General features: G+C 66.4%; 10 protein-coding genes and 1 tRNA gene. 4 read left to right on the top strand and 7 right to left on the bottom strand.

The features are described 5' to 3' along the window. Positions 1–33: 33 nt before the first annotated feature. Both VN461_23620 and VN461_23615 read right to left on the bottom strand, forming a co-directional pair. Positions 34–2,196, bottom strand: coding sequence for a sulfatase-like hydrolase/transferase (locus VN461_23620; GenBank protein HXB57770.1), 2,163 nt, complete (start codon positions 2,194–2,196; stop codon positions 34–36). Next, positions 2,193–4,391 carry a sulfatase-like hydrolase/transferase gene (locus tag VN461_23615; protein ID HXB57769.1) on the bottom strand — a complete coding sequence of 733 codons (2,199 nt, stop codon included), beginning with the start codon at positions 4,389–4,391 and terminating at the stop codon, positions 2,193–2,195. Before VN461_23615 ends, VN461_23620 begins: the two co-directional genes overlap by 4 nt. A gap of 331 nt (positions 4,392–4,722) precedes the next feature. Between VN461_23615 and VN461_23610 the strand changes: the two genes are divergently transcribed. From VN461_23610 to VN461_23600, 3 genes are all read left to right on the top strand, one after another. Next, positions 4,723–7,698: a carboxypeptidase regulatory-like domain-containing protein gene (locus tag VN461_23610; GenBank protein ID HXB57768.1), complete on the top strand. Its 2,976-nt coding sequence runs from the start codon at positions 4,723–4,725 to the stop codon at positions 7,696–7,698. A gap of 563 nt (positions 7,699–8,261) precedes the next feature. Beyond that, positions 8,262–10,616 carry a sulfatase-like hydrolase/transferase gene (locus VN461_23605; protein HXB57767.1) on the top strand — a complete coding sequence of 785 codons (2,355 nt, stop codon included), beginning with the start codon at positions 8,262–8,264 and terminating at the stop codon, positions 10,614–10,616. 137 nt (positions 10,617–10,753) lie between these two features. Next, positions 10,754–11,674, top strand: a complete 921-nt coding sequence (locus VN461_23600) for a tetratricopeptide repeat protein (protein HXB57766.1) — start codon at positions 10,754–10,756, stop codon at positions 11,672–11,674. Between the two features lie 88 nt (positions 11,675–11,762). Here VN461_23600 and VN461_23595 read toward each other — a convergent pair whose 3' ends face one another. Further along, positions 11,763–14,636 carry a carboxypeptidase regulatory-like domain-containing protein gene (locus VN461_23595; GenBank protein ID HXB57765.1) on the bottom strand — a complete coding sequence of 958 codons (2,874 nt, stop codon included), beginning with the start codon at positions 14,634–14,636 and terminating at the stop codon, positions 11,763–11,765. A gap of 723 nt (positions 14,637–15,359) precedes the next feature. Here VN461_23595 and VN461_23590 point away from each other — a divergent pair. Then, positions 15,360–18,308 (top strand): beta-propeller fold lactonase family protein, encoded by a 2,949-nt coding sequence (locus VN461_23590; GenBank protein ID HXB57764.1) that lies wholly within the window; start codon positions 15,360–15,362, stop codon positions 18,306–18,308. Positions 18,309–18,546: 238 nt separating this feature from the next. Here the strand turns inward: VN461_23590 and VN461_23585 are convergent. The 4 genes from VN461_23585 to VN461_23570 form a co-directional block, all read right to left on the bottom strand. Then, positions 18,547–18,620 (bottom strand) — tRNA-Ile (locus tag VN461_23585). A 33-nt stretch (positions 18,621–18,653) separates the two neighbouring features. Then, positions 18,654–19,442 carry a tetratricopeptide repeat protein gene (locus VN461_23580; protein ID HXB57763.1) on the bottom strand — a complete coding sequence of 263 codons (789 nt, stop codon included), beginning with the start codon at positions 19,440–19,442 and terminating at the stop codon, positions 18,654–18,656. A 35-nt stretch (positions 19,443–19,477) separates the two neighbouring features. Continuing rightward, complete coding sequence (locus VN461_23575) at positions 19,478–21,457, bottom strand: alkaline phosphatase family protein (protein ID HXB57762.1); 1,980 nt, start codon at positions 21,455–21,457, stop codon at positions 19,478–19,480. Positions 21,458–21,528: 71 nt separating this feature from the next. Then, positions 21,529–24,447: a TonB-dependent receptor gene (locus tag VN461_23570; GenBank protein ID HXB57761.1), complete on the bottom strand. Its 2,919-nt coding sequence runs from the start codon at positions 24,445–24,447 to the stop codon at positions 21,529–21,531. Positions 24,448–24,773: the final 326 nt, after the last annotated feature.

The following is a 24,773-nucleotide window of genomic DNA, read 5'->3' as shown; positions in this document are numbered from 1 at the left end:
GGGCGTTCCGAGACATCGGCAAGCAAGCACCCGCTACCGGAAGCGTCGATCCGCAGGGTAGCGGGCGTGGGCGCGGGCGGCCCAAGCCCGCGCGGCCGCGGTGTCACCCAGCAGAGTAAAGGTGCGTACGAGTATCTCGTACTCATCGGCTCCCGCGCGCTGGTTCGCGGTCACCACACCCTCGAGCACCGCACGAGCCTCGGCGTCGCGGCCTTGCGACCGGTAGAGCGCGGCCAGGCCAACGCGGCCGGCTCTCGTGTAGGGGAGGGTGTCGATCTCCGCCCGGAACTCCTTCTCGGCGTCTGCCTCCCGCCCCGCCCGCGCGAGGCAGTCAGCGAGCCCGGAATGAAGGCCGGGCACGACCAAAAACTTGTGCAACCGCTGGGCCTCCGCGGCCTTCTGGAACTCCGGCACCGCCTCCTCGCAGCGGCCCCCGCGCTCGGCGACGATGGCCAGTACGTAGTGTGCTACGACCCGGCTCGAATCGGCGGCCAGGCTCTTCCGCGCGGCCTCCCCCGCCTCCGCCGGCCGGTCCTGCGCCAGCCTTAGGGTGGCCAGGATCTCGTAGCCCTCTCCCGGCACGGTGAGCGCTGCCGCCTGCGCGTGCTTTTCGAGCAGGGAGGCCTGACCCGTGACCTCGTACACCCTGGCCAACGCCAGGTGCACGGCCCCCCGCGAGGGGTCCAGCTGGAGCGCCGTCTCCAACGCCTGCACGGCCTCCGGCACCCGGTTGAGACGCGCGAGGGCCAGCCCCATCGCTTGCCAGGCGTCCAGCACGCCGGGGCTGTCTCTTACCACGGCCCGCAGGGCCTTCACCAGCTCGGCGTCATTGCCCTCCCGGCGCAGGGCGAGGGCTCTTTTGTAGGCCTCGAAGACCGCGATCTTGTCCTTGGGATCCGCAAGCGGTCCCGCGGCCTCCCCCGCCGGGCCCTCCCCTCCGACGTAGCCGAGTGCCTGCAGCTTCTCCAGCGTCTCGGGAGCGACCTTCTCCGGCCCCGCGACCTCGCCCACACGCACCTGCGTGTCGAGCCACGCGTTCATGGCCTGGACCGCGGCCGCGTGCTCCGCGCTCAGGTTTCTCGTCTCTCCCGGGTCCATGGCGTCGTCGAAGAGCTCGGGGCGGGGGGCGCGGATGTAGCGGAAGCGGCTCTCGGTGGTCGACAGCAGCTGGCTCCATCCAAAGTGGTAGCGGGGAAAGAATGTCTCCGAGTACACGGGCCGACCCGGCCCGGGGCCGCCCGCGATCGCGGGACGAAGCGACGCGCCGTCCATGCCCGTGGCGGGCAGGCCCACGAGGTCGAGGAGCGTCGCCGCCAGGTCCACCTGGGCCGCGGTGGCGGAGACCCGCCGACCGGCCTGGGACGCCCCCGGCAGCCTCAAGACCAGGGGTACCCTCACCGTCTCCCGGTAGAGGAAGAAGCCGTGCTCCTGCTCGCCGTGCTCGCCGAGCCCCTCCCCGTGGTCCGCGGTCAGCGCCACGAGGGTGTGGTCGAGGGCGCCTTTTGCGCGCAAGGGGGCCAGCAGCCGTCCGACCAGCTCGTCGGCGTAAGCGATCTCGCCGTCGTAAGGGCTGTCCGCGAAGCGCTCCTTGTAGGGAGAGGGTGGCGTGTAGGGGGTGTGGGGCTCGTAGAGATGGAGGAAGGCGAAGAACCGGCGGTCGCCCTGTGCCTCGATCCAGCCGAGCAGAGAGGCCACGGACTTCGCCCCGTCGCGCTGCTGGTTTCCCATGTCCTCGAGCGAGGGGTCCTGGACGATTTCGTCGTCGTAGCGGTCGAACCCCTGGGCGATGCCGGTCGCGCTGCGCAGCACGAACGCGGACACCGCGGCCCCGGTGGCACGCCCCGAGTCGTGGAAACGGGCGGCGAGCGTTCGGGCCCCCGGCTTCAGCGTAAACCCGGCGTTGTCGTGGACGCCGTGGTGCGGGGGCGTGAGGCCGGTGAGCATCGAGGCGTGGGCGGGGAGGGTCAACGGGCAGTGGCTGTAGACGCCGTCGAAAACGATGCCCTCGCGCCCGAGGGCGTCGATGGCCGGCGTCGAGCCGTGTGCGTAGCCGTACAGGGGCAGATGGTCGGCGCGGAGGGTGTCGATGGAGATGAGGACAATGGAGGCCTCGGGCCAGGTCTCTCTGCGCCCGGAGCGGCAGGCCGGCAGGAGCAGAGCCAGAGCCACGGCCGCCGTCGCCCGCCCGCGCCTCACGGCGCCGCCCCTCCGCCGAGCCAGGACCGCACCCGCGCCACATCGCGCCCCTCGAGCGCCACCGGCGCCGCTTTCAAGTAGGCCTCCAGGTATGGCCGGGCCTCCCCTTCACGGTGCAGCTTCCGCAGGGTGGTGCCGAGGTTGAAAAGGGTCTGGTAGTCCCGCGGGTCGAGCCCGACCGCGCGCTTCCACCGCGCGACCGCCTCGTCGAGGTGCCCCTCCTCGGCCGCGATCACGCCCAGGCTGTTGTGGGCCCGGGCCACCTCGGGGTCGATGTCGAGCGCCGCCTCGAACGCCTGCCGCGCCCGCACCCGGTCCCTCGCCATGAGGTAGACCGTCCCCGCGTTCACGAGGACCATTGCGCTCGACGGGTCGAGTTCACGGGCCCGGGCGAAGGTCGCGAGCGCCTCCTCCCCCTGGCCCAGCCGCGCCTGAGCCATGCCGAAGGCGGTGAGAACGTCGATGTCCGGCTTTGTGTTCTTCACGTAGGGGCCCAGGAACGCCACCGCCTCCTGGAAGCGCCCCGCCTCGGTCAGGTAGGCGCCGTAGATCGAGACCGCCTCGTTGTCGAGCGGCTGCAGGTCGACCGCCTGCTTCGCGGCCCGTAGGGCCCGGTCCAGCCGACCCCGCATGCGCTGTAGGTAGGCCAGCTGCAGGTAGGAGAGGAACATCGTGGGCCGGCGGCGGATGTTCTCCTCGCAGATCGCGATTGCGCCGTCGTAGTCGCCCGCTCGGTAGAGGGTGACCACGTCGCGGATGCGGCCGTCGATCTCGATCAAGCGCTTGGGGTCGTCGTCGACCGTGTAGCGCTGCTTCTGTACCGCCTCCGCGCTGGCGAGGTAGCCGAGCGCGCGCAGGCGTTCCAGGGTGGCCTGCTCCTCCTGGAGCCGCGCCCCCACCCCCACGTCGCCCGCGTCCAAGCGTCCGAGCAGGGCGCGCATGCGGTCCAGGTCCTCCGGACGGGAGGCGGCGAGGTTATGCTGCTCGGAGGGATCGTGGCGCAGATCGTAGAGCTCCGGGATCGGCAGGTCCACGTACTTCATGAGGTCGCGGTCGAGGGCGCCGTGGAGGGGCGCCCAGCCCCGATTGAGGGAAGCGCTCAGGGCCTCGAGGTAGGAATCCGTGGGCGTCGCCCCCCGCCCGTTGATCAGGGGCAGCAGACTGCGGCCCGGGAGGTCCTTCGGGATCGCCATTCCCAGGGCATCGAGCACGGTGGGCACGACGTCGATGTGGCGCACGGGGGTGCTCACGACCCGGGGAGAGAAGAGCCCCGGCCCGTACACGATCAGGGGCACGTGGAGGGTGGCCTCGTAGGCGAAGATGCCGTGGGTGTCCTCGCCATGCTCGCCCAGCGACTCCCCGTGGTCGCTGGTCAGCACGACCAGGGTGCGGGCCGCGGGGCCCGCGGCCAGGATCGGCTCCAGCAGCGGCCCCAGGGCGGCGTCCGCGGCCGCCACCTCACCGTGGTAGGGCTCGGACGGGAAGCGGGACGCGAACGGCTCCGGCGGCACGTAGGGGAAGTGCGGCTCGTAGAGATGGACGAAGGCGAAGAAGCGCTGCCCGCGCACTTTCTCGAGCCAGCGCAGGGCGGCGGCCACTGTCTTCGTCCCCGCCCGTTCCGGCACCAGGAACGCGGTCGTGGTCTCGGTGCCCCCGAGCCGGTCGTCGTAGACATCGAAGCCGCGGTCCAGGCCGAAGCGGGAGGCTAGGGGGAACGCGCTCACGAATCCTCCCGTCTGCCACCCTCCGGCCTTCAACAGGGTGGCCAGCGTCGGCTGGGTCGCGGGGAAGCGGAAGCCGGTGTTGTCGCGCACGCCGTGCTCCAGCGGGTAGCGTCCGGAGAGCAGGTTCGCGTGGGACGGGAAGGTCACCACGTTATGGGCATGCGCCTCCTCGAAGCGCACGCCACCTCCCGCTAGACGGTCGATCCAGGGCGTCGCCGCGCCCTTCCGGCCGTAGCAGCCCAGCGCGTCCGCCCGGAGGGTGTCGATCGTAACCAGCAGGACGGAAAGGCCTGGGTCACGTCGTATCGGGGAACTCAGGAGATTGAAGACGACGGCGAGCGCTCCCAGAAGCGTCGCCCCCAGGAGGAGCACGAAGAGCCGCCGCCGCTTGAGGGTGCCTGGGGCGGGCGCTTCGCTTGGCCGGGCGCGAGGGCGCGAGGGTTTCGGTTGCCGGCGTTCCAAGATGTTCATTTTACATATGCTGCCGGTGATCCCGGTGGCACGGAAACCCGGCCCAGGATCCTCTTGTGGAGAGCCGCGTTCAATGCTCCAAACGTCGGGATTGTCGTCCAACTGGTTGGAGTCGGCCGATGGGCCAGGAAGTGATACGCACGGGCTCCGGTGATCTCCGAGACACTTGACCAACTCATAATTGACTCGAACGACTCATGTTGGGAAGTTTCCGCCGGGCCCAAGCAATTGGCAAGACAAGCGTCGAGCCTGTGGCATAGGGATTGCTCCCCTTATGACCGTACCTTCGTGCAGCCTATCTAAACCGATACGTAAAAAGGGGGTTGGGCAAATGAAGCGATTTCTTTACATGGCGCTGGGCCTGCTTTTGGCCGCGCCTGTGTTGGCTCAGATTTCGAGCGGCAACCTATTCGGCACGATCACGGACGAGCAGGGTGCCGTCCTCACCGGGGTGACGGTCACCCTGTCCGGGGACTTCGGCACGAAAACGACCACGACCGGCAGCAACGGCGAGTTCCGGTTCCTCAACCTGGACACCGGCGCCTACAAGCTCACCGTGGGCCTGACCGGCTTCGCCAAATCGACGCGCTCGGTCAGAGTGACGACGGGCGAGAACGTCAACTTGACCTTCACGCTCAAGGTGGCAACGGTCGAGGAGACGGTCCAGGTCGTCGCGGACACGCCGCTCGTCGACGTGAAGAAGCGAGGGACTTCCACCACCCTCATCTCGGACGAGCTCGAGAAGACGCCGAACGCCCGTGATCCGTGGGGCATCCTGAAGAACGTCCCCGGGGTTGTGGTCGACCGCGTCAACATCGCCGGCAACTCGAACGGCCAGCAGGCGGATGCGGGTAGCCACGGCTCGGTGGGCTCCGACAAGATGTGGAACCTCGACGGCGTCGTGATCACCGACATGAGCGCGGCCGGCGCCTCGCCTTCCTACTTCGACTTCGATGCTTTCCAGGAGATCGCCATCACCACGGGCGGCGCCGATCTGAACGTGCAGACGGGGGGCATCGGCATCAACCTCGTAACGAAGCGCGGCACCAACAAGTTCCACGGCGGCGGCCGCTTCCTCTTTGCGGGCAATAGCCTGCAGTCCTCCAACCTCCCGAGCTCGCTCGCGACCGACCCGCGCCTGAAGAACGCCGACGGCACCTTCCGTGACAACGCGGACCACATCGACAGCATCAAGGACTTCGGCGCTGATCTGGGTGGCCCCATCATCCCGGACAAGCTGTGGTTCTACGGCACCTGGGGACGCCAGCAGGTGAACGTCATCGGCCTGAACGGCAACCCGGACCAGACCCGGCTCACCTCCTACAACGGGAAGCTGAATTGGCAGGCCACGAGCAACACGATGGTCTCCGCTTTCTGGTTCAACGGGGCGAAGGAGAAGTTCGGGCGCTCTACAGGGATCGGCAGCGCGACCGGCCTCAACGAGGAGCCCAGCTCCCTGTGGAACCAGGGCAACCTGTATTCGGACAACCCGTACCATGGATTCTGGAAGCTACAGGTCGACGAGACGTTCTCCCCCAACTTCTTCGTGTCTGCCAAGGCGGCGTATTACAACACCGGCTTCGGGCTTATCGCGGCCGGCGGCGCGAACCAGAGCTTCACCTACGACTACCAGGGTGGCAATTTGATCGGCAGCTACGCCACCATCACCCAGACGCGCCCGCAGAAGACGATCAACGCAGACGGCAACTACTTCTTTAAGGGCATGGGCGGCAACAACGAGCTGAAGTTCGGGTTCGGCTACCGCCAGGTTACGTCCACCACCCAGACCCACTACAACGGCAATGGTCTCAGCGGCAACTGGGATCCCGTCGGCGGCAACATCCTCGCCAAGGTTCACCGCGACGGGCTCAGCAACTACGAAGGCAGGTACTCCGACTTCTATATTGGTGACGTCTACACCAAGAGCCGCTTCTCCTTGAACGTCGGCGTGCGCTTCGACCAGCAGGAGGCCAAGAACGACGGCAGCCAGGTCCCCGGCAACGTGGGCCTGATCAACGTGCTGCCGGCCCTTAATTACGCCGGCGACAGCACGTACACCATCAACTGGAAGGACTGGTCGCCCCGCGTGGGCTTGAGCTACGCCTTCGACGCCCAGCAAAAGACGGTGGGCCGGCTATCCTACTCCCGCTACGCCGAGCAGCTCTCGTTCGGCAACGTGACCATCGAGAACCCCGTGTCCTCCGGTGCCCTTGTCTACGGCTGGAACGACCTCAACGGCGACCGCTACGTGCAGCCCAACGAGGTGCTGCTCGACCAGTTCCAGTACAGCTATGGTGGCGTCAACCCCGCGAACCCGAGTTCGGCTTCCACGCCACAAAAGGTCGACCGGAACTACCAGGCGGAGCACACCAACGAGATCATCGCCGGCATAGACCGCGAGCTGATGCCTAACTTCGCGCTGGGCGTGGCGTACGTGTACCGCAAGAACAGCGACTTCGCCTACCGGCCGCGCCTGTCCGGCGCTTGCAGCGACCCCACGAATCCGACCATAGGCACGTGCCCGATCATCACGGCGAACCAGTACGTGGCGGTGGCGCCGGTGACCTCGCACGGCATGACCGTCCAGGCGTTTGCACCACCGGCGGCCCTCGTCGCGGCGGGCAACGGCGGCCGCATCCTGACCAACCAGCCCGGCTACAGCCAGAACTTCAACGGTGTTGACCTGACCCTGACCAAGCGCCTGTCGAACAAGTGGATGGGGCGCGTGGCCGTGACCTACAACCTGTTTAAGCAGAGCTACGACTCCGGTGTGACCCCGGTGAACGGGGCTTGGGGCCCCATCGGCAACTCAAGCGCTTTCACCGCTCCCCAGGGCAACCCCACCCCCACTGACCACAACTCCCTGACCAACGACCTGGTGGCCATCCAGTCGGCGGGGTCGGGTCCTCAGACCTACTACACGAGCCCGACTTGGCAGGTGTACGCCAACGCTCTCGTCCAGCTCCCTTGGGACTTTGAGTTCTCGGGTGCGGTCTTCGGCCGTCAGGGCCAGATCGAGCCGGAGTACATCACCGTGAGGGCGGGCGGGGACGGGGTCCTCCATGTCCTGGCCACTCCGTTGGTCGACGCCGTCCGCTACGACAACGTGTGGGACCTCGACCTGCGCCTGGCCAAGAACGTGAAGCTCGGAGGGGCGGCCGTAACCTTCAGCGCGGAGGCGTTCAATATCTTCAACGCGAATACCGTGCTGCAGGTGAACCGCCAGGTCAACACCGGAACATTCGGCCGCATCAACGAGATCATGAGCCCGCGCATCGTTCGGGTCGGCGCGCGTCTCAGCTTCTAGTCGGCCTTCCCGTCGTCTCCGTTCACGGCCCCGGGGGTTGTCCCCGGGGCCGTTTCACTTGGTGCGCCCAGCATGGGCATCACCTTGGAGGTGCGAGTCCTCCCGCAAGCAGGCCATCGCAAACGAAGCGAACCGCAACTGCGGAAGGGCGACCGACCCGGGGCGGCCAACACGCGCCGATGGTGGAAGAACGCGAGCATGGGCCTTCACAACGTGCTGACCACGTCGCATTTCGACGTGTTGGGCCTACCCAGGCTCCGCGCATGACCTCAACTTCACGAACCGCCCGGTGCGGACCCGCTCGCCGGGTGGTGGGGCAGGGGCCGCCGGAGTAACCCGGCGCCCCTATGCCGATTGCGGCCCGCAGGACGGGCTTGGGGTACCAGTCCTCCGGCGTGCCATCGCACGAGACCATGTGCGCGAGCGGGCGCTTGGCCAGGAAGCAAGCCCGGCCGCCTCCCCAGCACGGCCAACGTCGGTGCGCACGGCGTGGGCCGATGGACTGTTCAAGAGACCGCCCCCAGGAGGCCACACAGGCGTTGCCGGGCGGCTCATAATGGAGCGTGGTCCTCGCCCCCCTCCTGCTGGCCGTCGCCAGCGCCCCCAACGTCGTGCTCGTCACCATCGACACCCTTCGCGCCGACCACGTCGGAGCCTATGGTTACCGGGCCGGGGAGACGGCCACTCTAGACCGGCTGGCGCGGGAGGGGGTGCTCATCGAGGACGCGGTCGTGCAGGTGCCCCAGACGCGGCCCTCGCACGCGTCGATCATGACCGGCCGCTACCCCTACGAGCACGGCATTCGCGACAACTACTCTCCTCCGCTTCCGCCCGCGATCCCCACCCTGGCCTCGGTGCTCCGGGACCACGGCTGGGACACCGCAGGCTTCATCGGCGCCTACCCCGTGGCGCGGCCGTCGGGGCTTGACCGGGGCTTCACCCTTTTCGACGACCCCTTCGGGATGGGGGATGCCACCACGCGCGAGGCACGCACCGAACGGAAAGCCGCCGAGGTCCTGGACCACGCCCTCGCCTGGCTAGCGCGGCCACGCGCGAGGCCGTTCTTCCTGTGGGTCCACCTCTTCGATCCCCACGCCCCGTACGAGCCGCCGTCGCCGTGGCGGGAGCGCTTCGCGAAGGCGCCCTACGACGGGGAGGTCGCCTACGCCGATGCTCAGCTGGGGCGGCTCGTCGCCTGGCTGGACGCCAAGGGATTGCGGGGCCAGACGCTGGTCGTCGCCACCGCCGACCACGGCGAGGGTCTCGGGGAGCACGGCGAGGACGAGCACATGTTCTTCGTCTATGACTCCACCCTGAGGGTCCCCCTGCTCTTCTCTTGGCCCGGCCGGCTGCCCTCGGGAACACGGGTACGCGGCCAGTTCCGGAGCGTGGACCTCTTCGCGACGGTGCTGGAGCTCGCCGGGGTTGTGCCCCCACCCACAAGCGGCGCCTCCCGGGCGGCCTTCCTGCGCCAGGACGGGCGCATCCCGGACAACGAGTCCTACACGGAGACGCTTTACCCCCAAATCCATTTCGGTTACGCGCCCCTGCGCGCTCTACGCGCCGAGGGATGGAAGTACATCGAGGCGCCGCGCGCCGAGCTGTACCGTCTCGCAGAGGACCCCGGTGAGACGCGAAACCTCGCCCAGGAGCGGGCCTCGGTCGCGAGCGCGATCCGCGGGCGGCTGGCGACGCTAGACCCGCGGGCCGGTGTCGCACCCATCCAGCCCGCGCTCGACCCGGACGCGGCCGCCCGCCTGGCCACGCTTGGTTACGTCGGTGGAGGGCCCGCCCCCGGGAGCAGCGCCTCGGGCGCCGACCCCAAGGACAAGTTCCGCGAGGTGCAGGCGTACCAGCGGGACATGCGGGAGGCCATGCGGCTCTACAACGCGCGCGATCTCGACGGCGCCCTCCGCCTCTTCCGCCGCCTGGCCGGCGACACGGGTATTCCCTCGTTCAACGTCGAGTACTACTTCGGCCGCTGCCTGCTGGAGAAGCGCCGTTTCGTGGAGGCGATCCCGCACCTCGAGAAGGCGGCCCAGATGGCGCCCACGCGGCGGACCGTCTCGGGGCTGGCGGCCGCTCCCATGTACGCATGGCTCGGCCAAGCCTACGCGGGGGCCGGGCAGGACGCGAAGGCGCTCTCCACGCTGGACAAGGGACTAGCGGTGGCGCCCCAAAACCCCGAGTTGCTGCGGGCCAAGGGCAGCATCCTCCTCCGGCGGGGGGATCTGGCAGGCGCGCGGCTGATCCTGGAAAAGGCGCGCCGCATTGACGCCACGGACCCGCGCTTACACGTCGAGCTCGCGAACCTCCACCGCAACCTCGGAGACGTCCCCCAAGCGCTCGCGGAGGCGGAGGAGGCGCTACGCCTTCATCCGAACTTGGTCGAGGGGCACGTCGCCCGCGGGCTGGCCCTGGGCGCGCTCCGGCGGGAGGAGGACGCGGCACGCGCGTTCAAGGAAGCGCTGCGGCTCGAGCCCGACGACGCCGACGCGCTCTTCTACCTGGGCATGGTGGAGCTCCGCGCGGGGCGGGCGGAGGCCGCGGTGCCCCTTTTGTCTCGGCTCGTGCAGCAGGCCCCCGACTACCCCCACGCGCGCGCCAGCCTCGACCTGGCACACGACCGGCTGGCTCCCGCCCCCGCGGGGTCCGTGCGCCTGCGCCTGCTCCGGGTTTCGGATCGGGCGCAGGCGGAGAAGATCGCGGCGCGCTTGAAGGCAGGCGAGTCGTTCGCCGTCGTGGCGCGGTTGGAGTCCGCTGACGCCTCCGCCGCGGAAGGGGGTGACCTCGGAAACGTGAGGGTGGAGGAACTGGCCGAGCCGCTGCGGAGCGCGGCAGCGGCGCTCGGGCCGGGGGAGGTCAGCCCGATCCTCGACACCCCGGCCGGCTTCGTGCTCCTGAAGCGGGATCGATAGCGCTGGAGGCCGCCCGCGGGGGCTCGGGCCCCGCCGAGGAAGACCGCGGCCCGCCGGCGGGGGCTGGCACCGCGGGCCTTGCGGCGAGCGGGCCGCCATTGTACCGTGAGCGCGCTCTTGCAACAGGAGGTGGCCGAATGGGCCCCGCTCGAATGATGCCGATACTGGTCGTGGTCGCCCTCGCCACTCCCGTCCACGCGCAGGACTGGAGGGGTACCGGACGCATGGAAGGCAGGGTCCTGGACGAAAGCGGGGCCCCCCTCGGAGGCGTGACCGTGAAGGCCATCCTCCCCGAGCGCCAAGGGGAGACCACGCTCAAGACGGACAAGAAGGGTCACTGGGTACTGGGCGGGATTGCCGCCGGAACCTGGAACTTCGATTTTCAACTGGACGGATACGTGACCAAGCAGATCAGCGTGAAGCTGCCGAGCGAGAGCAGCCGCCTGGCCCCATTGGAGCTGAAGCTGGCCAAGGCGGCGCCGTCCGGCCCGCCGCCGGAGATAAAGGCCGCAATCGAGAAAGCCGAGGTCGCCTTCCAGGAACGCCGCTTCCCCGAGGCCCGCGCGGAATTCGAGAGGCTGCTGGCGACAATGCCGGCACAGGCCTCCACGATTCACCAGCGAATCGGGCTCTGCTATTACGCGGAGAAGAACTACAAGGAAGCACTCCCGCACTTGGAGCAGGCGCTTGCCGCGCAGCCCGACAACGTTCAGATCCGCGTAATTGCCGCCCAGGCCGCCCTCGCCGGCGGCATGACCGACCGCGGGCGTGAGCTCCTGGCGGGGATCGACGAGAGCACGATCAAGAACCCCGACGTCTTCTTCAATATCGGGCTGGACTTCCTCGGGGCGGGAAACACCGAGGAAGCGGTCCGCTACTTCACCAAGGCGCTGACGGTTGACCCCAAGGACCTCGACGCCTACTACCAGCGCGGTCTCGGGTACGTGCACCTCGGCAAGATGGAAGACGCCCGGGCGGACTTCAAGAAGATCCTGGAGCTGGCGCCGACGGGGCAGCAGGCCGACCTGGCGAAGAAGGCGCTCGAGCAGATCAAGTAGGCAGGGGCAGCGACGGTATTGAGGCGGCCCCGGGGCGAGCCTTCTCGGGCGCGACGAGGGCTGTCGAGCGTCGCGGGCCGCTCTTGTTTCAGAAGCGGAACCCCACCGATGCGCCGAACGTGCGGGGAAGCTGGTAAGCCAAGCGGCTGAGGGGCTTGCCGAACGCCTTTCCAAACGCCCAGTTGGTTCCCCTAACGGGAGCGTCGACGAGCGGGTTGAAGCGCAGGAGTTGAGGGTCGTTGTTGGCGGTGAGGACGGACTGGTCGAGGGCGCTGGCATTGTCGATGCCCTGTTGATTGAAGGCGTTCAGGAGCGTCCCCCGGACAAAGAGCTCGGCCCGCTTGCCCAGACCCACCCGGTGGGAGTAGTTGAGGACGAAATCGGTGCGCGTCGTGGTGTCGGTTCTAAAGGCATCCCGGGCCGTGAAGTAGTAGGCTACGCTCGCCGGTGGGTTGACGTAGCCCGGGTTGGTCACGAAGGGCCGGCTATCTACGGGGCCCACTGCCCCGTAGGGCGTGCCGGAGCTAAGAAACTCCAACGCGCCCAGGCTCAGCCCCCCCAGCCGCGGGGGGAGGGGGACGTCACAGGTGACCCAGATCCGCGCCTTGTGACGCTGATCGGAGGCAAGGTCTCCGGACGGCCGATTCCAGCGCCCGTCGGTGTACTGGGGGTAGAGCCGGGGTGAGGCGTTGGTCTGCCCGGGGGCTTCTCCGTCGTAGTTGCCAGAGGTCTCGGAGAGACTGTAGTTGCCTCCGAGCCCGACCCGGTCCCTGAGTCGGTACGTGATTTGGGCGGCGATGGCTTTGTAGTTCCGGTGGACGTCGTTGTTGTTCTCGATCACGTCCAGATCGAACACCCGGCCCGCCCGGTCCGTGACCTGTCCCGTAGAGAGGTCCACGCGATCGGAGTAGAAATCGCCGAAAACCCGGTAGATCCCGTCGACCCGGAAGGAGCCCCGCGCCCCCAACCTGCGGCTCACCCCCAGCGTCCACTCCTTCGCGCTCGGAGAACCGAGCGAGTCCCGGATCACGCTGGTGAGGCCGGGGACGATGGGCGTGCCGCGGGGGGGCCGGTTGGTGCCCCCGTTCGCGTTGAACCAGTCGAAAACGGCCTGGATCGCATCGTTCTGGTCCACCAGGCTCACGGCCGTGGGGTCGCTGTTGATGGCGGGACCGCGGTAATCGAAGTCGATCGTAGCCGCCCGGCCCCCAGGGGAGCTGCCGTCCGCCACCGTCACCAGGATCCCCGCGACAAAGCGGCCGTACCCCGCGTTGAGCGTCCACTCGCCGTCCCCCCAGGGGTCCACGGTCACGGAGAGGCGTGGGCTCAGGGCGCTGTCCTTGACGACCGTCCTCCCCACGCTGTCCGTGCCTCCATTCTTGTCGTAGCGAAGGCCCACCTGGAACCCCACGCGGCCATTGAGCCGCCAGGCGTCGGTGACGAACGTGGAGTAGGTCTTAAAGTTCGTTCCTTGGGTGTGCGTGAATATCGGAGACCAGCGGATGAATGTGGTCCCGTCATTGTTGAGGAGGGGGAAGACGGCGCCGCCGCGGATGATGGTCGTGGTGCCGAAGACCTGGTAGTTGCTTCCCGAAGGGTACTGATCGTCGAAGCGCCGGTCATTGAAGACCTCGCCCCCCCAGACCAGGTTGTGGGAGCCCAGGCTTTCGGTGGAAAGGAAATAGGTGCCCTTGGCCAGCAGGTCATAGTTGTCCCTCTGCTCGGTGGTACAGACCCCACAGGAGCTCGGGGAATGGTATCGGGCGTTGCCCCGCTGCCGGTCGATGAGGATCGTCCCCCGCAAGAGATCCGTGAATTTAGAGCCCGATCCCACCAGGGAATAGCTCCGTTGCGAAAACTGGCCCTCCAGGAATAGGTTCTCCTTCAGGGCCCCCGCATAGTTGAAGGAGAGCAGTTGTTGGGGGTTGCTCCGGTCACTCAAGCTGGCGAGGTCCATGACGGCGCCGGAGGCGCGATTGAATTGGTCCAGGTCGATCTGGGTAAAGGACCCCTTGAGAGTGTGCCTCGGATTCGGGGTGTAGGTCAGCTTCCCTTCGTACCGCTTCTCATCATTCTCGAAGACGTAGGGGATGTTGGTGAAGGCCGTGCTCGCGCTGTTCCGGGGATCGGAGAGCCGGCTCGCCCCGAAGAACCACAGCTTGTCCCTCACCACCGGCCCGCCCAGCGTGGCCTCATAGGTCGGAACTAAATTGTTGACCCGTCCGTCCCCCGGCCACGGGGTCAAGGCCGTCCACGCATCGTTGCTGAGGGTGGTGCGGAAAGAGCCGCTGAAGTCATTCCCCCCCGACTTCGTGATCGCGTTCACTACCCCTCCGGTAAAGCGGCCGTACTCCGCGGACACGCCCGCGGCGCTGATCGAGGTCTCCTGGATGGCGTCCTCGATGAAGAGGGGGTTGGGCTGCCCGGTTTGATTGTCGTTTACCACCACCCCGTCGATCAGATAGAGGCTCTCGTACGAAACGGCCCCGGAGATCGTAATCGCCCCCGCCGGCCCGGTGGGCCGGGCATTGGGGGCAAGCAGAGCCGCGGAGGTCAGGGTTCGATCGAGAGGCAGCTTTTCAATGAGGGCCGCCTGGTAACTCGACACAAGCGGCAGCGTTCGCGTGAAGTCCCCCAAGGACCTCTCGTCGATTGTGACCTCCTCCGTGAGGGGGGCGACTCTCAGCGTCACCGTACAGGGAACCGACTGGGCAATGGCGATCCGGACATGTTCCCGAAGACTTTGAAAACCCGTGCGTTCGAACACGACCCCGTAGTCCCCGGGAGGTAGAAGCGGAAGAATGTAGTCTCCGCGGGTCGAGGTGTAGGCCCGGCGCTTTCCCTGCATGCTCTCCGACTCAACCGTCACCGAAACGGATGGGATCGGCACCCCGTCCGTGGAAACCACGCGTCCCGACAGCGTTCCCGTGGTGTTGCTTTGGGAAGAGGCTGCGGGTGCCATCGAGAGCACTAGTCCGACAACAAACACGGCCCAATTCCTGCGCAGCACTTCGTCACCGTCCGAGTCTTTGGGGCTCTGTGAGAGCTCAGCTGTTGCCGCTCGCGGCCGAACCGCCTTAACTCGCGATCCGTGGAAGGCCAACGATCGGCTGGTGATCCACGGAGAGGCCCTGCATCCCGCCCCCCCAATGGAGCGTACAGAGTAGCGCCAGGCGACGGAGTCGCCACCCCTCTTTTATCACGACCGTTGGCGATTCTAGTTCACCAACGCCGCCCAAGAGTCCGGGCGCAAGTCTAGGGACTCAGAGTGACGACGCCGTGAACGGGATGCCACGGGACCGTGATTGGCCCGCCGGCGTCCCGTGCTCAAGGCCTTCGAGGGAAGGTGAGCCCGCATCGACGTAGGGGATTCCCCGAGCAAGTAATCCCAGGCGGGGCACGGCGGGAGCTCGATCGATTCTCGATCAAGTGCCGTGTGAGGTTGAGAGCTCCAATTGACGTGAGCAAGATGCATCCCAGAACCGCGTGCTTCTTGTGCGCGCGGTCTCTTCACGCAACAAGGAATGTCCAGCCGCCTGAGAATTCACTCAATGTTCATAGGCCGATAGAACTTCTGCCACGCCGCACTCCTAGCCTAGGGGCGTCTTCGGCAACCACGGGCGCCCATCTGGCGGCCTTCGGTTCGAGCGACGGGGCTGAAACCGACTGGAAATTGAGGTGGATCATGCGACTGGAGAGCGCTCCGCTCCCTAAGCTGTGCCTTTTGCTTCTATCCGCACTGACGCTATTCGCCAACCAGCCCTCGTCTGCGGGGGAAGAAGACGACCCCGCGGGGGGAATTTTCATTCCCACCGGCGTACGGATTACACCCACCGCCGCCCCCGGCTCTCTCTTTCAGCCTTTGAATCCCGGACTCTCCTCTGATCCCTCCTTTACGGCCGGACAGGCGGCAACCACCGCCGTCAGCCCCGATGGGAAGACCCTGTTGATCCTGACCAGCGGCTACAACAGCCAGAACTTCTCCTCCGGCCCCCAGCTGGGCAACACCAATCCCGCGGAGTCCAACGAATACATTTTCGTTTTCGATATCTCTGCTTTGCGGCCCTTGCAGCTGCAGGTCCTGCAAGTCCCGAACGCATTTGACGGACTCGCCTGGAGCGCGAACGGGCGGGAGTTCCACGTCTCCGGGGGCCCCGACGACAACGTACACACCTTCCGCATGGGTGCTGGCGGCTGGGAGGAGAGCGTTCCCCCCGTGGCCTTGGGACATGGGCAGGCGTTGGGTTTGGGATCGATCTCACCGGGAGCCATGGGGCTCGCCGTGACCGCAGACAGCAAGCGCCTGGTCGTCGTCAACTACGAGAACGACTCGCTGAGCCTGATCGATCTCACAAGCCGCGCCAAAGTGGCGGAGCTCGACCTGCGCCCGGGACAGGGCACACCCGGAGGCGAATTTCCGGTCTGGGTCGCGATCCAGGGCAACCGCACGGCGTTCGTCTCGAGCGCCCGGGACCGCGAGGTCGTGGTCGTAGACATCTCCACGAACACACCCGTGGTCAGCGACCGCATCCCCCTCAAGGGCCAACCGACGCGCCTGATCCTCAACCACGACCAGACCCGGCTCTATGTGGCCGAGTCCAGCCGCGACGCCGTGGCCGTTATTGCGACGGGAAGCCACAAGGTCGTGGGGGAGGTCAACACTACGGCTCCGAAGTCAGTCTTCCCCAATAGCGGTGGCTACAAGGGCAGCAGCCCCAACAGCCTGGCCCTCTCCCCCGATGAGGAGCGGCTCTACGTGACGAACGGGGGGGCAAACTCCCTGGCCGTAGTCCGGCTAGGGGGCGGAGACGACGAGGTGGGCGAGGTCATCGGCCTGATCCCTACCGGCTGGTATCCTAATTCGGTCAGCGTCAGCGCGGACGGGGCCACGCTCTACGTGGTGAACGGCAAGAGCAACGCCGGCCCCAACCCCCAGAACTGCCGCGACGCGGCCTCCCTGCAACCGGGCGGGAATGAGAATGCGTGCAACGGCGCCAACCAGTACGTCTGGCAGCTCACCAAGGCGGGGTTCTTGACCCTGCCCGCGCCCCCGAGCAGCGAGCTCGAGGACCTCACCGAGCAAGTGGCGCGGAACAACCGCTATCGCTCCCGCGGGGAGCGGGAGTCAGACGAAGGAATGAAGGCCTTTCTCCGCAGCCACATCGAACACGTCATATACATTGTCAAGGAGAATCGGACTTACGATCAGATCCTGGGCGACTTGAGCAAGGGGAACGGAGATCCCTCGATCGTCGTCTATCCCAAACCCCTCACGCCGAATCAGCACGCCCTGGCCGAGAAGTTCGTCGACCTCGACAACTTCTACGACAGCGGGGAGGTCAGCGGAGACGGGTGGAACTGGTCCACCTCGGCGAGGGCGGCCGACACCATCGAGAAGACAGAGCCCATCAACTACGCGGGGCGCGGGCTCAATTACGACTACGAGGGAACGAACCGCAACCTCAACGTCGGCTACGGCAACATCGCGGATCGGCAAGCCGCGAACCCGCTGACCCCGGCGGATCCCAACCTTTTGCCCGGCAGCGCAGACGTGTCCGCCCCCGACAGCGCCGAGGGCGAGGAGGGAGCGGGCTACCTCTGGAACGCGGCCTTGAGGGCGGGTTTGCGGGTGCGCAACTACGGGTTCTTCATCGACTTGGCCAGATACTCGATTCCGGCCTCCTTCCCCGGGTTCATTCCACCCACTCTTACGGACCCGTTTGCCTCGGGTACGAAGGTGGCGTTCCCGACCAAGGCGGCCCTCCAGGCCGTCACCGACCCCTACTTCCGGGGCTATGACAACAAGTTCCCGGATTTCTACCGAGTGCAGGAATGGGAGCGTGAATTCGACAACTTCGAGGCGAACGGCAAGCTTCCCAATCTGGAGTTCGTTCGCGTCATGCACGACCACACCGGCAATTTTGGAACCGCCATTGCCGGGGTCAACACGCCGGAATCACAAACCGCCGACAACGACTACGCGGTCGGCTTGATCGTGGCGAGAGTAGCGAAGAGCAAGCGCTACCGCGGCAACACTCTCGTCTTCGTGGTGGAGGATGACTCCCAGGATGGGCCCGACCACGTGGACGCTCACCGGAGCATCGCCTTCGTAGCGGGGCCCTACGTCCGCCAAGGAGCGGTGGTTTCCAAGCGCTACACCACGGTCAGCATGGTCGCGACCATCGTGGACATCCTCGGCATGGATCACCTGGGGACTTTCGACGCCACGGACGAACCCATGCTGGAAGTCTTCGACAAGAAGAACGCCCGCTGGGACTTCCAGGCCATCGTCCCCGAGATTCTCCGCACCACGCAGTTGCCGGTGCCTTTGGAACAGACCGGGAGGAAGGCTCCGAAGGACAAGGATCCGTTGTGGGCGCTCTACACCGCCCCCCGTCATGATGCCTCCTATTGGGCGGAGAAGACCCGCGCGTTCAACTTCGATGTGGAGGACCGTCTGGACAGCTCGCGGTACAACCTCATCCTCTGGCAGGGAGTCGTGGGGGACAAGGTCCCCTACCCCAGCGCCCGCAACGGCCAAGACCTGAGCCGCGAGCGCGAGAAACTGCTGGCGCAGTTCCGGACGGAGAGGCTGCGGATACGAGGGGAGGAGGCCGCGGGCGGGGAGGAGTAGGCCGCTTCTACCGAGAGTCCCGGATATGTTCGTGATGATTTGGAACCGTGGGGGGACTTGCCCGGCGAGGGACTCTGCCGGGCAAGCCCTACCCGTCCCGACGATCTCGAGGCCTGGCCCGGGCGCTTGGTCCGGCCGTCTATCGGGGGACGGACTGGACGCCTGCCGCATCGGGAAGCCCCCGAGCGATTGCTCCTGGATCGGGAGCCATCCTCCATCCCGCGGGACTCACTGAAATTGGGCCTGGAAGGACTCGAACCTTCGACTAACCGGTTATGAGCCGGCCGTTCTAACCATCTGAACTACAGGCCCGAGGAGAAGCGTAACAGAAGCGAGCCCCCCTCTCTAGTGGTCGGGCTGCTGCCTCCGGTTCTGAAGATCCTTCTTGAGCGCGGGACTAACACGGAAGCCCGCCTTCTCGGCGAGCTTCAGCTCTTGCTCCGCCTCCTCCAGCCGCCCGGTCAGCATTTGAACGACAGCGAGATTGTTGTGGGCTTCTCCGATCTTGGGGTCGGCATCGAGAGCCGTCTTGTATTCGCGCTCCGCGTTGGGAAAGTCGTTGCTTCTAAAATAGGCGCTGCCCAGGGCCACGGAGATCCAGGGCGGCGTCTTGAGGGGCGCGGAGGCGCCAACCTTGCGGCGCGCGCGTAGGGTGTCAATCTGCAGTTGTAGGTTCGTGACGTTGGCCGCGCTCAAGGGCCGTTGGTATCCCGCGCTGGGCCGGCCGCTGCTCAATATCGCGATCTGGTCCTCGAGGGCTCTAATCTGGTCGTCCAGCCTCCGCCCCCATTCCATCTCACTCTGAAAGCGGCTCGCCAGATCATCCTCGAATGCCTTTCGACAGCTGAGGTAGGCGCGCACAGCCTCGGGGTATTCCTTAAGCGCCATGTGGGCCTGGCCTAGGCCATAGTGCGCCATCACGAGCAGCGGGTCGAGGGAAATGGCCTGTTGGAACTCTGCGACCGCCTCATCAAAGTGCTCTGAGGACAGTGCGGCCTCGCCCGCCCGGTAGTGCTGGAGCGCCTCTCGTCTGGCATCCCCGTCCCCGACGGCAGGGGATGAGGATGCGACCCCCAGCAACAGGATGCCGAGGAGGAGCACCGGTTCGACCCTTGTCCGCGGTTGGGCTAGCATCGCCGTCTCCTGACGGGCGTCAGGCCCGTCTTCAATTACAGCTTGGTTAGGTATTCGAGGAGCTTCGGCTGTACGGGGTCCAACTGGAGAGAGCGCTCGAAGCTCTCCCGGGCGCCGACGCGATCGCCCATGCAGAGGCGTGCCAGCCCCTCGGAGGCGTAGGCCGCCGGGTTCTTGGGGGAAAGCCGCACCGCCCTCTGGAAGTCGCCGAGCGCGCCGCGGCAGTCGCCCTTTTCAACACGATAGCGGCCCTGGAAGAGCCAGACCTCAGGCTCGTCGGGGCGGGCCACGGCGGCCCGCGCCATCAGCTTGAGACTGCGCTCGACTAGGTTCGCTCGCTGGTAGCCGATCGCGCGTCCCACGAGAAAGCGCGGGGCCTCCGGCATACCGTTGGCGAAAGCCCGCAGCAAGAGATCGTCGGAGCGGTCGAGGTCGCGATTCTGTGCGAAGAGCAGGTCGCTGAGGTTCCAGAGAGCGGAGGCGAGGTTCTTGTCCAGGCGGAGAGCGCTCTCGAAGGCTGTGATCGCCTGCTCGGGCTTGCCCTCGTCCTTGAGGATGAGGCCCTCGTTATTGTAGGAACCGGCGGTGCGCCGCGAGCCTGCCGCCCGCGCGGCCTCAGGGGCGGAGAGCGCCTCCGCCGCCCCCACGTAGCCGAGGGCGCGGAGCTTTTCGATTGCCTGCGCATCCGCCCGGGGATGCGAAGCGAGCGCCACCGAGGAGGGCTGGAAAGACGCCCGATAGTCGAAGCGCGCGGTCAGCGAAGCTGGCGCACCGGGCAGGGGCGGGCCCTCGATATACGTGGCGGAGGGCAGGCCCAGAAGCGCGAGGAGCGTGGCACAGACTTGCGTGACCTTCCCGCGTTGGGGGTGTGCCGGGGCAGGCACGATACCCGTTCCCCATAGGAGATAGATGCCCGTCTTGCGGTGCCATTTCGCGGCGGTCGAGATGGCGAAGCTCGAGAGGGTGGGTCGTCCCTGCCGCCAGGCGAAGCCATGATCCGACGCGATCATCAAGATGGCGCCCGCGGCGCGGGCGAGTCGTCGATACTCACCGAGCAAACCGTCCACCTGACGAAAGTAAATGTCGGGCACGGCGTGGTAGCGCTCGTAGTCCTCGACCGCGATGTCAGCTTGGCGGGGCGTTGCGTAGGGAGCAAAAACGTGCCCGATGGTGTCGGTTCCCTCAAGGTAGACAATGGCGAGATCCGGCCGGTCGCTCGCAAGGAACGTGCGCGCGAGCTCATCGTACACACGCGTCTCGACGATTATCCGCCGTAGCGCGCTGATGGGATGGCCGTAGGGGTCATCGCTGGTCAGGTGCCGGCGGTACTCCGTTTCCCTAAGCCAAGGCAGGAACGCCTGCATCTCGGCAAGCCCGACCTCCCCCTCGACCCGGCGCAGTACCTGGCGTACTCCCATCTCCTGGGAGGCCGGGAAGACGATGCCGGGAGGGGGCTCCTTTTCCTGGAAGAGAAATGAGAATGAGCGGTCAGAGACCATGAGCCCGTTGACGGGCTCGGCCGGGTAGGTGGCCCAGAGGCCGAGCACTCCCACCCTCTTGCCGGCCGCGCTCGCCATGTTCCAAATTGCGGGCTCGCGGCGCTCGTCGGAGGTGATCGGCTCTTTCTGGCCGCTCTGCGGGTTGAAGCGGGTGAAGTCGAGGATCCCATGCGCGAGCGGGCTCACGCCCGTCATCATGGTGGTCCAGACGAGGGGAGAGAGTGGGGGCTGAATCGTCTCGAGCACGCCTCCGGCACCCTCGGCAACGAGGGCGGCGAGGTTCGGCATCACACCCGACGCCGTGTACTCGTCGAGCAACTCCCAGTCCGCCCCGTCGAGGCCGACGAAGATGACCGGCCTCCCGGCGCGGGCCAGGGCCGCTACTTCCGGCCGGGGGGGCACGAGGGGAGGGGTCGCGGAGCGGGGACGTCGCTCCCGGCTGACGACCCAAAGGAGCACCGGCGTGACGGACGCGACCAGGAGGCATGCGGCGGCGAAACGGCGGCGGCGGCTCAAGCGGTCAGACTAGCATAAGAGCGCGGCAGGGGCCCCCCGAAGGAGGCCCCTGTCGCGAACGACCGAGACGTCTAGAACGTGAAACGGAGTCCGACCCGGACGCTCCGTGGAAGGGTGAAGTTGGTGCCCTTCTTCAAGAAGTCGGGGTTGGTGGCCGTGGCCACGGGGTTGCTGAGCTGTCCGACCGGCGTCAAGCTGTTCCCCACCGTGGCGATGCCGCCGTCGCCGTTGCAGAGGCTGCCGGGGACGCCCGCGCACGGTCCGTCCTGTACCAGGTTGTAGCGCTGATCGAGCTGGATGTTCGCCTGGCGGTTGAACACGTTGAACGCGTCCACCATGATGTTCAGCCGCTGCTTCGCCCCCACCTTGATCGGGTAGTCGACGTGGAGGTTGGCCTCCCAGTTCGATGGCCCGCGTCCGAGCGAGCCCCGGGGCGTCAAGTAGTACTCCCAGTTGGCGTAGGCGAAGGAGTAGCCGTACGCGGTGAGGGGCAGGCCGGAGAACCAGTAGGTGGACAGCCCGATGTTGAGCCCGTTGAGCGCCCCTGAGGAGAACTGGTAGCTGCCGTCGAACTTGAGCTGGTTCTGGCGCTCCGCGGAGAGGCGCCCATCGGCGTTGACCAGGAAGTCCGCGTAGTCGAAGGCGGAGTTGATGTTGGGGTCGAGCTGCCCGGTCGAGTTCTGGAACGTGCCGTCGTAGTTTCCTTCCAGCTTCTCCCAGACGTAGCTCGCGAGGAGCTGCCAGTTGTTGCTGAACCGCTTCTTGGCCGTGGCCTCGAAGGCCAACTCCTTGCGCGAGGCCTTGGGTGAGGGCGCGGTGTGGACGCCGTCGTAGAAGGCCAGCGTCTGGCCGAGCGTACCTTCCCCGGGGTTCGCGATGAAGTAGACCCCCTGAGCCGGCACCAGGAAATCCTCGATCACGCGGCCGAGGCTTCGGTAGGTGCCCTTGACGCCAAGCGAGAAATCGTGTCCCACCTCTTGCTCGAACCCGCCGATGAACTCGTGAATGTATTGGCCCTTGAGGTTGGGATCGGCTGCCTCGGGCCCGCCAAGCAGCGTCGACTTACGCGGTGCGCTCGGGTCGGGCAAGGTGTTGGAAGCGCTCGGGCTGAAGTTGTAGCAGAAGCAGACGACCTCGCCGCCGAACGAGCGGATGTTGATATCCTGCGGGATGTCTTCGTAGTACCGGCCATAGTGGGCGTACAGCTTTGTCTTTCCGTTGTTCTTGAGGTCCCACACGAAACCGACGCGGGGCGCCCAGTTGTCGCTGATCTTGAAGGCCTGCTGCCCGAACCGGTTGTTGACTTGCTGCTGCTCCCAGCGCACGCCCAGGTTCAGCGTGAAGCCGCTCGCGATCCTCCAGCTGTCTTGGAGATAGGCAGACCCATCGCGGGTATTGGGCTCCGAGTCCTGGGGCAGCGCGATCTGCCAAGTCGCCGGGTTGCTCCGGTTGTAGCCCGAGGCGAGATCGTTCACATAGTAGCGGTGCCGGTAGTAGGGATTTGCGGCCGTACCCAGCTCGTAGATGAGCTGGCCGGCCCCGCCCTGGTAGTTCAGGACGACGTCGTTGATCCTCTGGATGTCGCCGCCGAGCTTGATCTCGTGCTTACCCAAGAACTTGCTGATGTCCACCCGGGCCTGGTCGCGCGTGTAGGTCTCGTCCGAGAAGAAGCCGAAGCCGCCGGAACGGACGTTGGGCGAGACCGTCTGGTCGCGCAGCTGGGCGATGCTTGTACCCGGGCCGCCGGGGATGGACGTCTCCTTGTGGCGGCCGTACTGGGCCCGAATCATGAACGAGTTGCCAAGCACGCCATCGTAGCGGCCGACATAGTCCGTGGCCCCTGTGTCGAGCGTCCCCTGCCAGGTGCTGGGGGGTCCGGAGATGACATGCGGAGTCTCAACCGTGCTGAAGATCGCGCCGTCCGTCTTGCCCGGGTCTCCGAAGACGGAGGCGGTGAAGGTGTGGTTGGCGGTCAGCTTCCAGGTGAGCTTCGCGGAGAACAGGTTGTGGTTGATGGTGGTGGGAACGACACTGCCCAGCGCCGGGCTCCCGGGCACCCCGAGCGGCTGGATGATTGTGGTGTTGTCCGTCTGGCTGACCCGGTTGTAGGCGCCGAAGAACCACAGGGAGTCCTTCACCAGGTAGCCGCCGAGGGAGGCGCCGAAGTCGTACTTCTGGTCGATCTTGTTGACCGTAGTCGTGGTGGCGGGGCGATCCGGCGCCGTGGTGTTGTCGGAGGAAAGACCCTTGCCTTCGAAGAAGCCGAAAGCGGAGCCGTGGAACTCGTTGCTGCCGGACTTGGTCAGGACGTTGATGGCGCCCCCCGTCATGCGGCCGTATTCGGCAGGGATGCCGCCGGTCTTGATCTCGATCTCCTGGATGAAGTCGAAGTTGAGATCTTTCTCGTTCGTTCCCGAGCGGACGCCGGTGGTGTTGAGACCGTCGATAATGAACTGGTTCTCGGCCCCGCTCGAGCCGTAGACGACCGTGCCCACGTTGTCCTTTTGCGTTCCGGCCGCGACCCGGGCGAGGTCTTCGAAGTTGCGCTGCACCGGGATGCGGTTGAAGAGGTCGGCAGTCGCGTTGACGCCCGTGGAGCTACTGGTGGTGTCGATATTCGGAGCCTCACCGGTGACGTTGACGGTCTCCACGACCGCCGCCACTTCCAGCTTCAAGGCCAGAGACACCGTGCGGTCCAGGCCGACCACGATGTTGCTCTGCTCAACGGTCTTGAAGCCCGGAACCTCGGCCTTGATCTTGTAGCTACCGGGGGGGAGGCTCAGGAAGCGGAACTCCCCCTTGGTGTCCGTCGTCCCGGAAAGAGCGCCCTGCAGACTCGGGCTGGTGACGGTCACCAATGCGCCCGCCACGGGGGCGTTTGAATTGTCTACGATGGATCCCGCAATTCGCCCCGTGGTCTGGGCGAGAAGCGGGGAGCCGACCAGCAGCAGGCAAGCTGCGGCGATCCACGCCTTCGTTAGGTGCCTCATTGACGTTCACGCCTCCTCGAAAAATCGGAAAGCAGAGAAACGAACCAGCGGTGTGGGTGAACTGACGGACGTGGAGTCGCCACCCGATGAGCCCGATTCCCGCGGGGTTGCCCAAGAACTCTTTTTCAATCGGCTAGTGAGAATGCCCGCGTAGAACTCCAGCCGCCGATCGAAGCGGATCGAGTCTTGCGGCCGAACTCTGCTTGGGCAATGAGGCGTTCAAAAAGCAGAACTCATGCCGTCCGCCCTATTCTTATTTGGCACAATGAGTTGCGCGGAGCACACCTTAGAGGCTGGACGGCAGTCTCCACAAGGAGCAGCATCTG

It is taken from the genome of Vicinamibacteria bacterium (assembly GCA_035570235.1).
GTDB lineage: Bacteria > Acidobacteriota > Vicinamibacteria > Fen-336 > Fen-336 > DATMML01.
The sequence above is the reverse complement of the archived record's forward strand: the minus strand, read 5'-3'. Positions and strand labels throughout refer to the sequence as shown.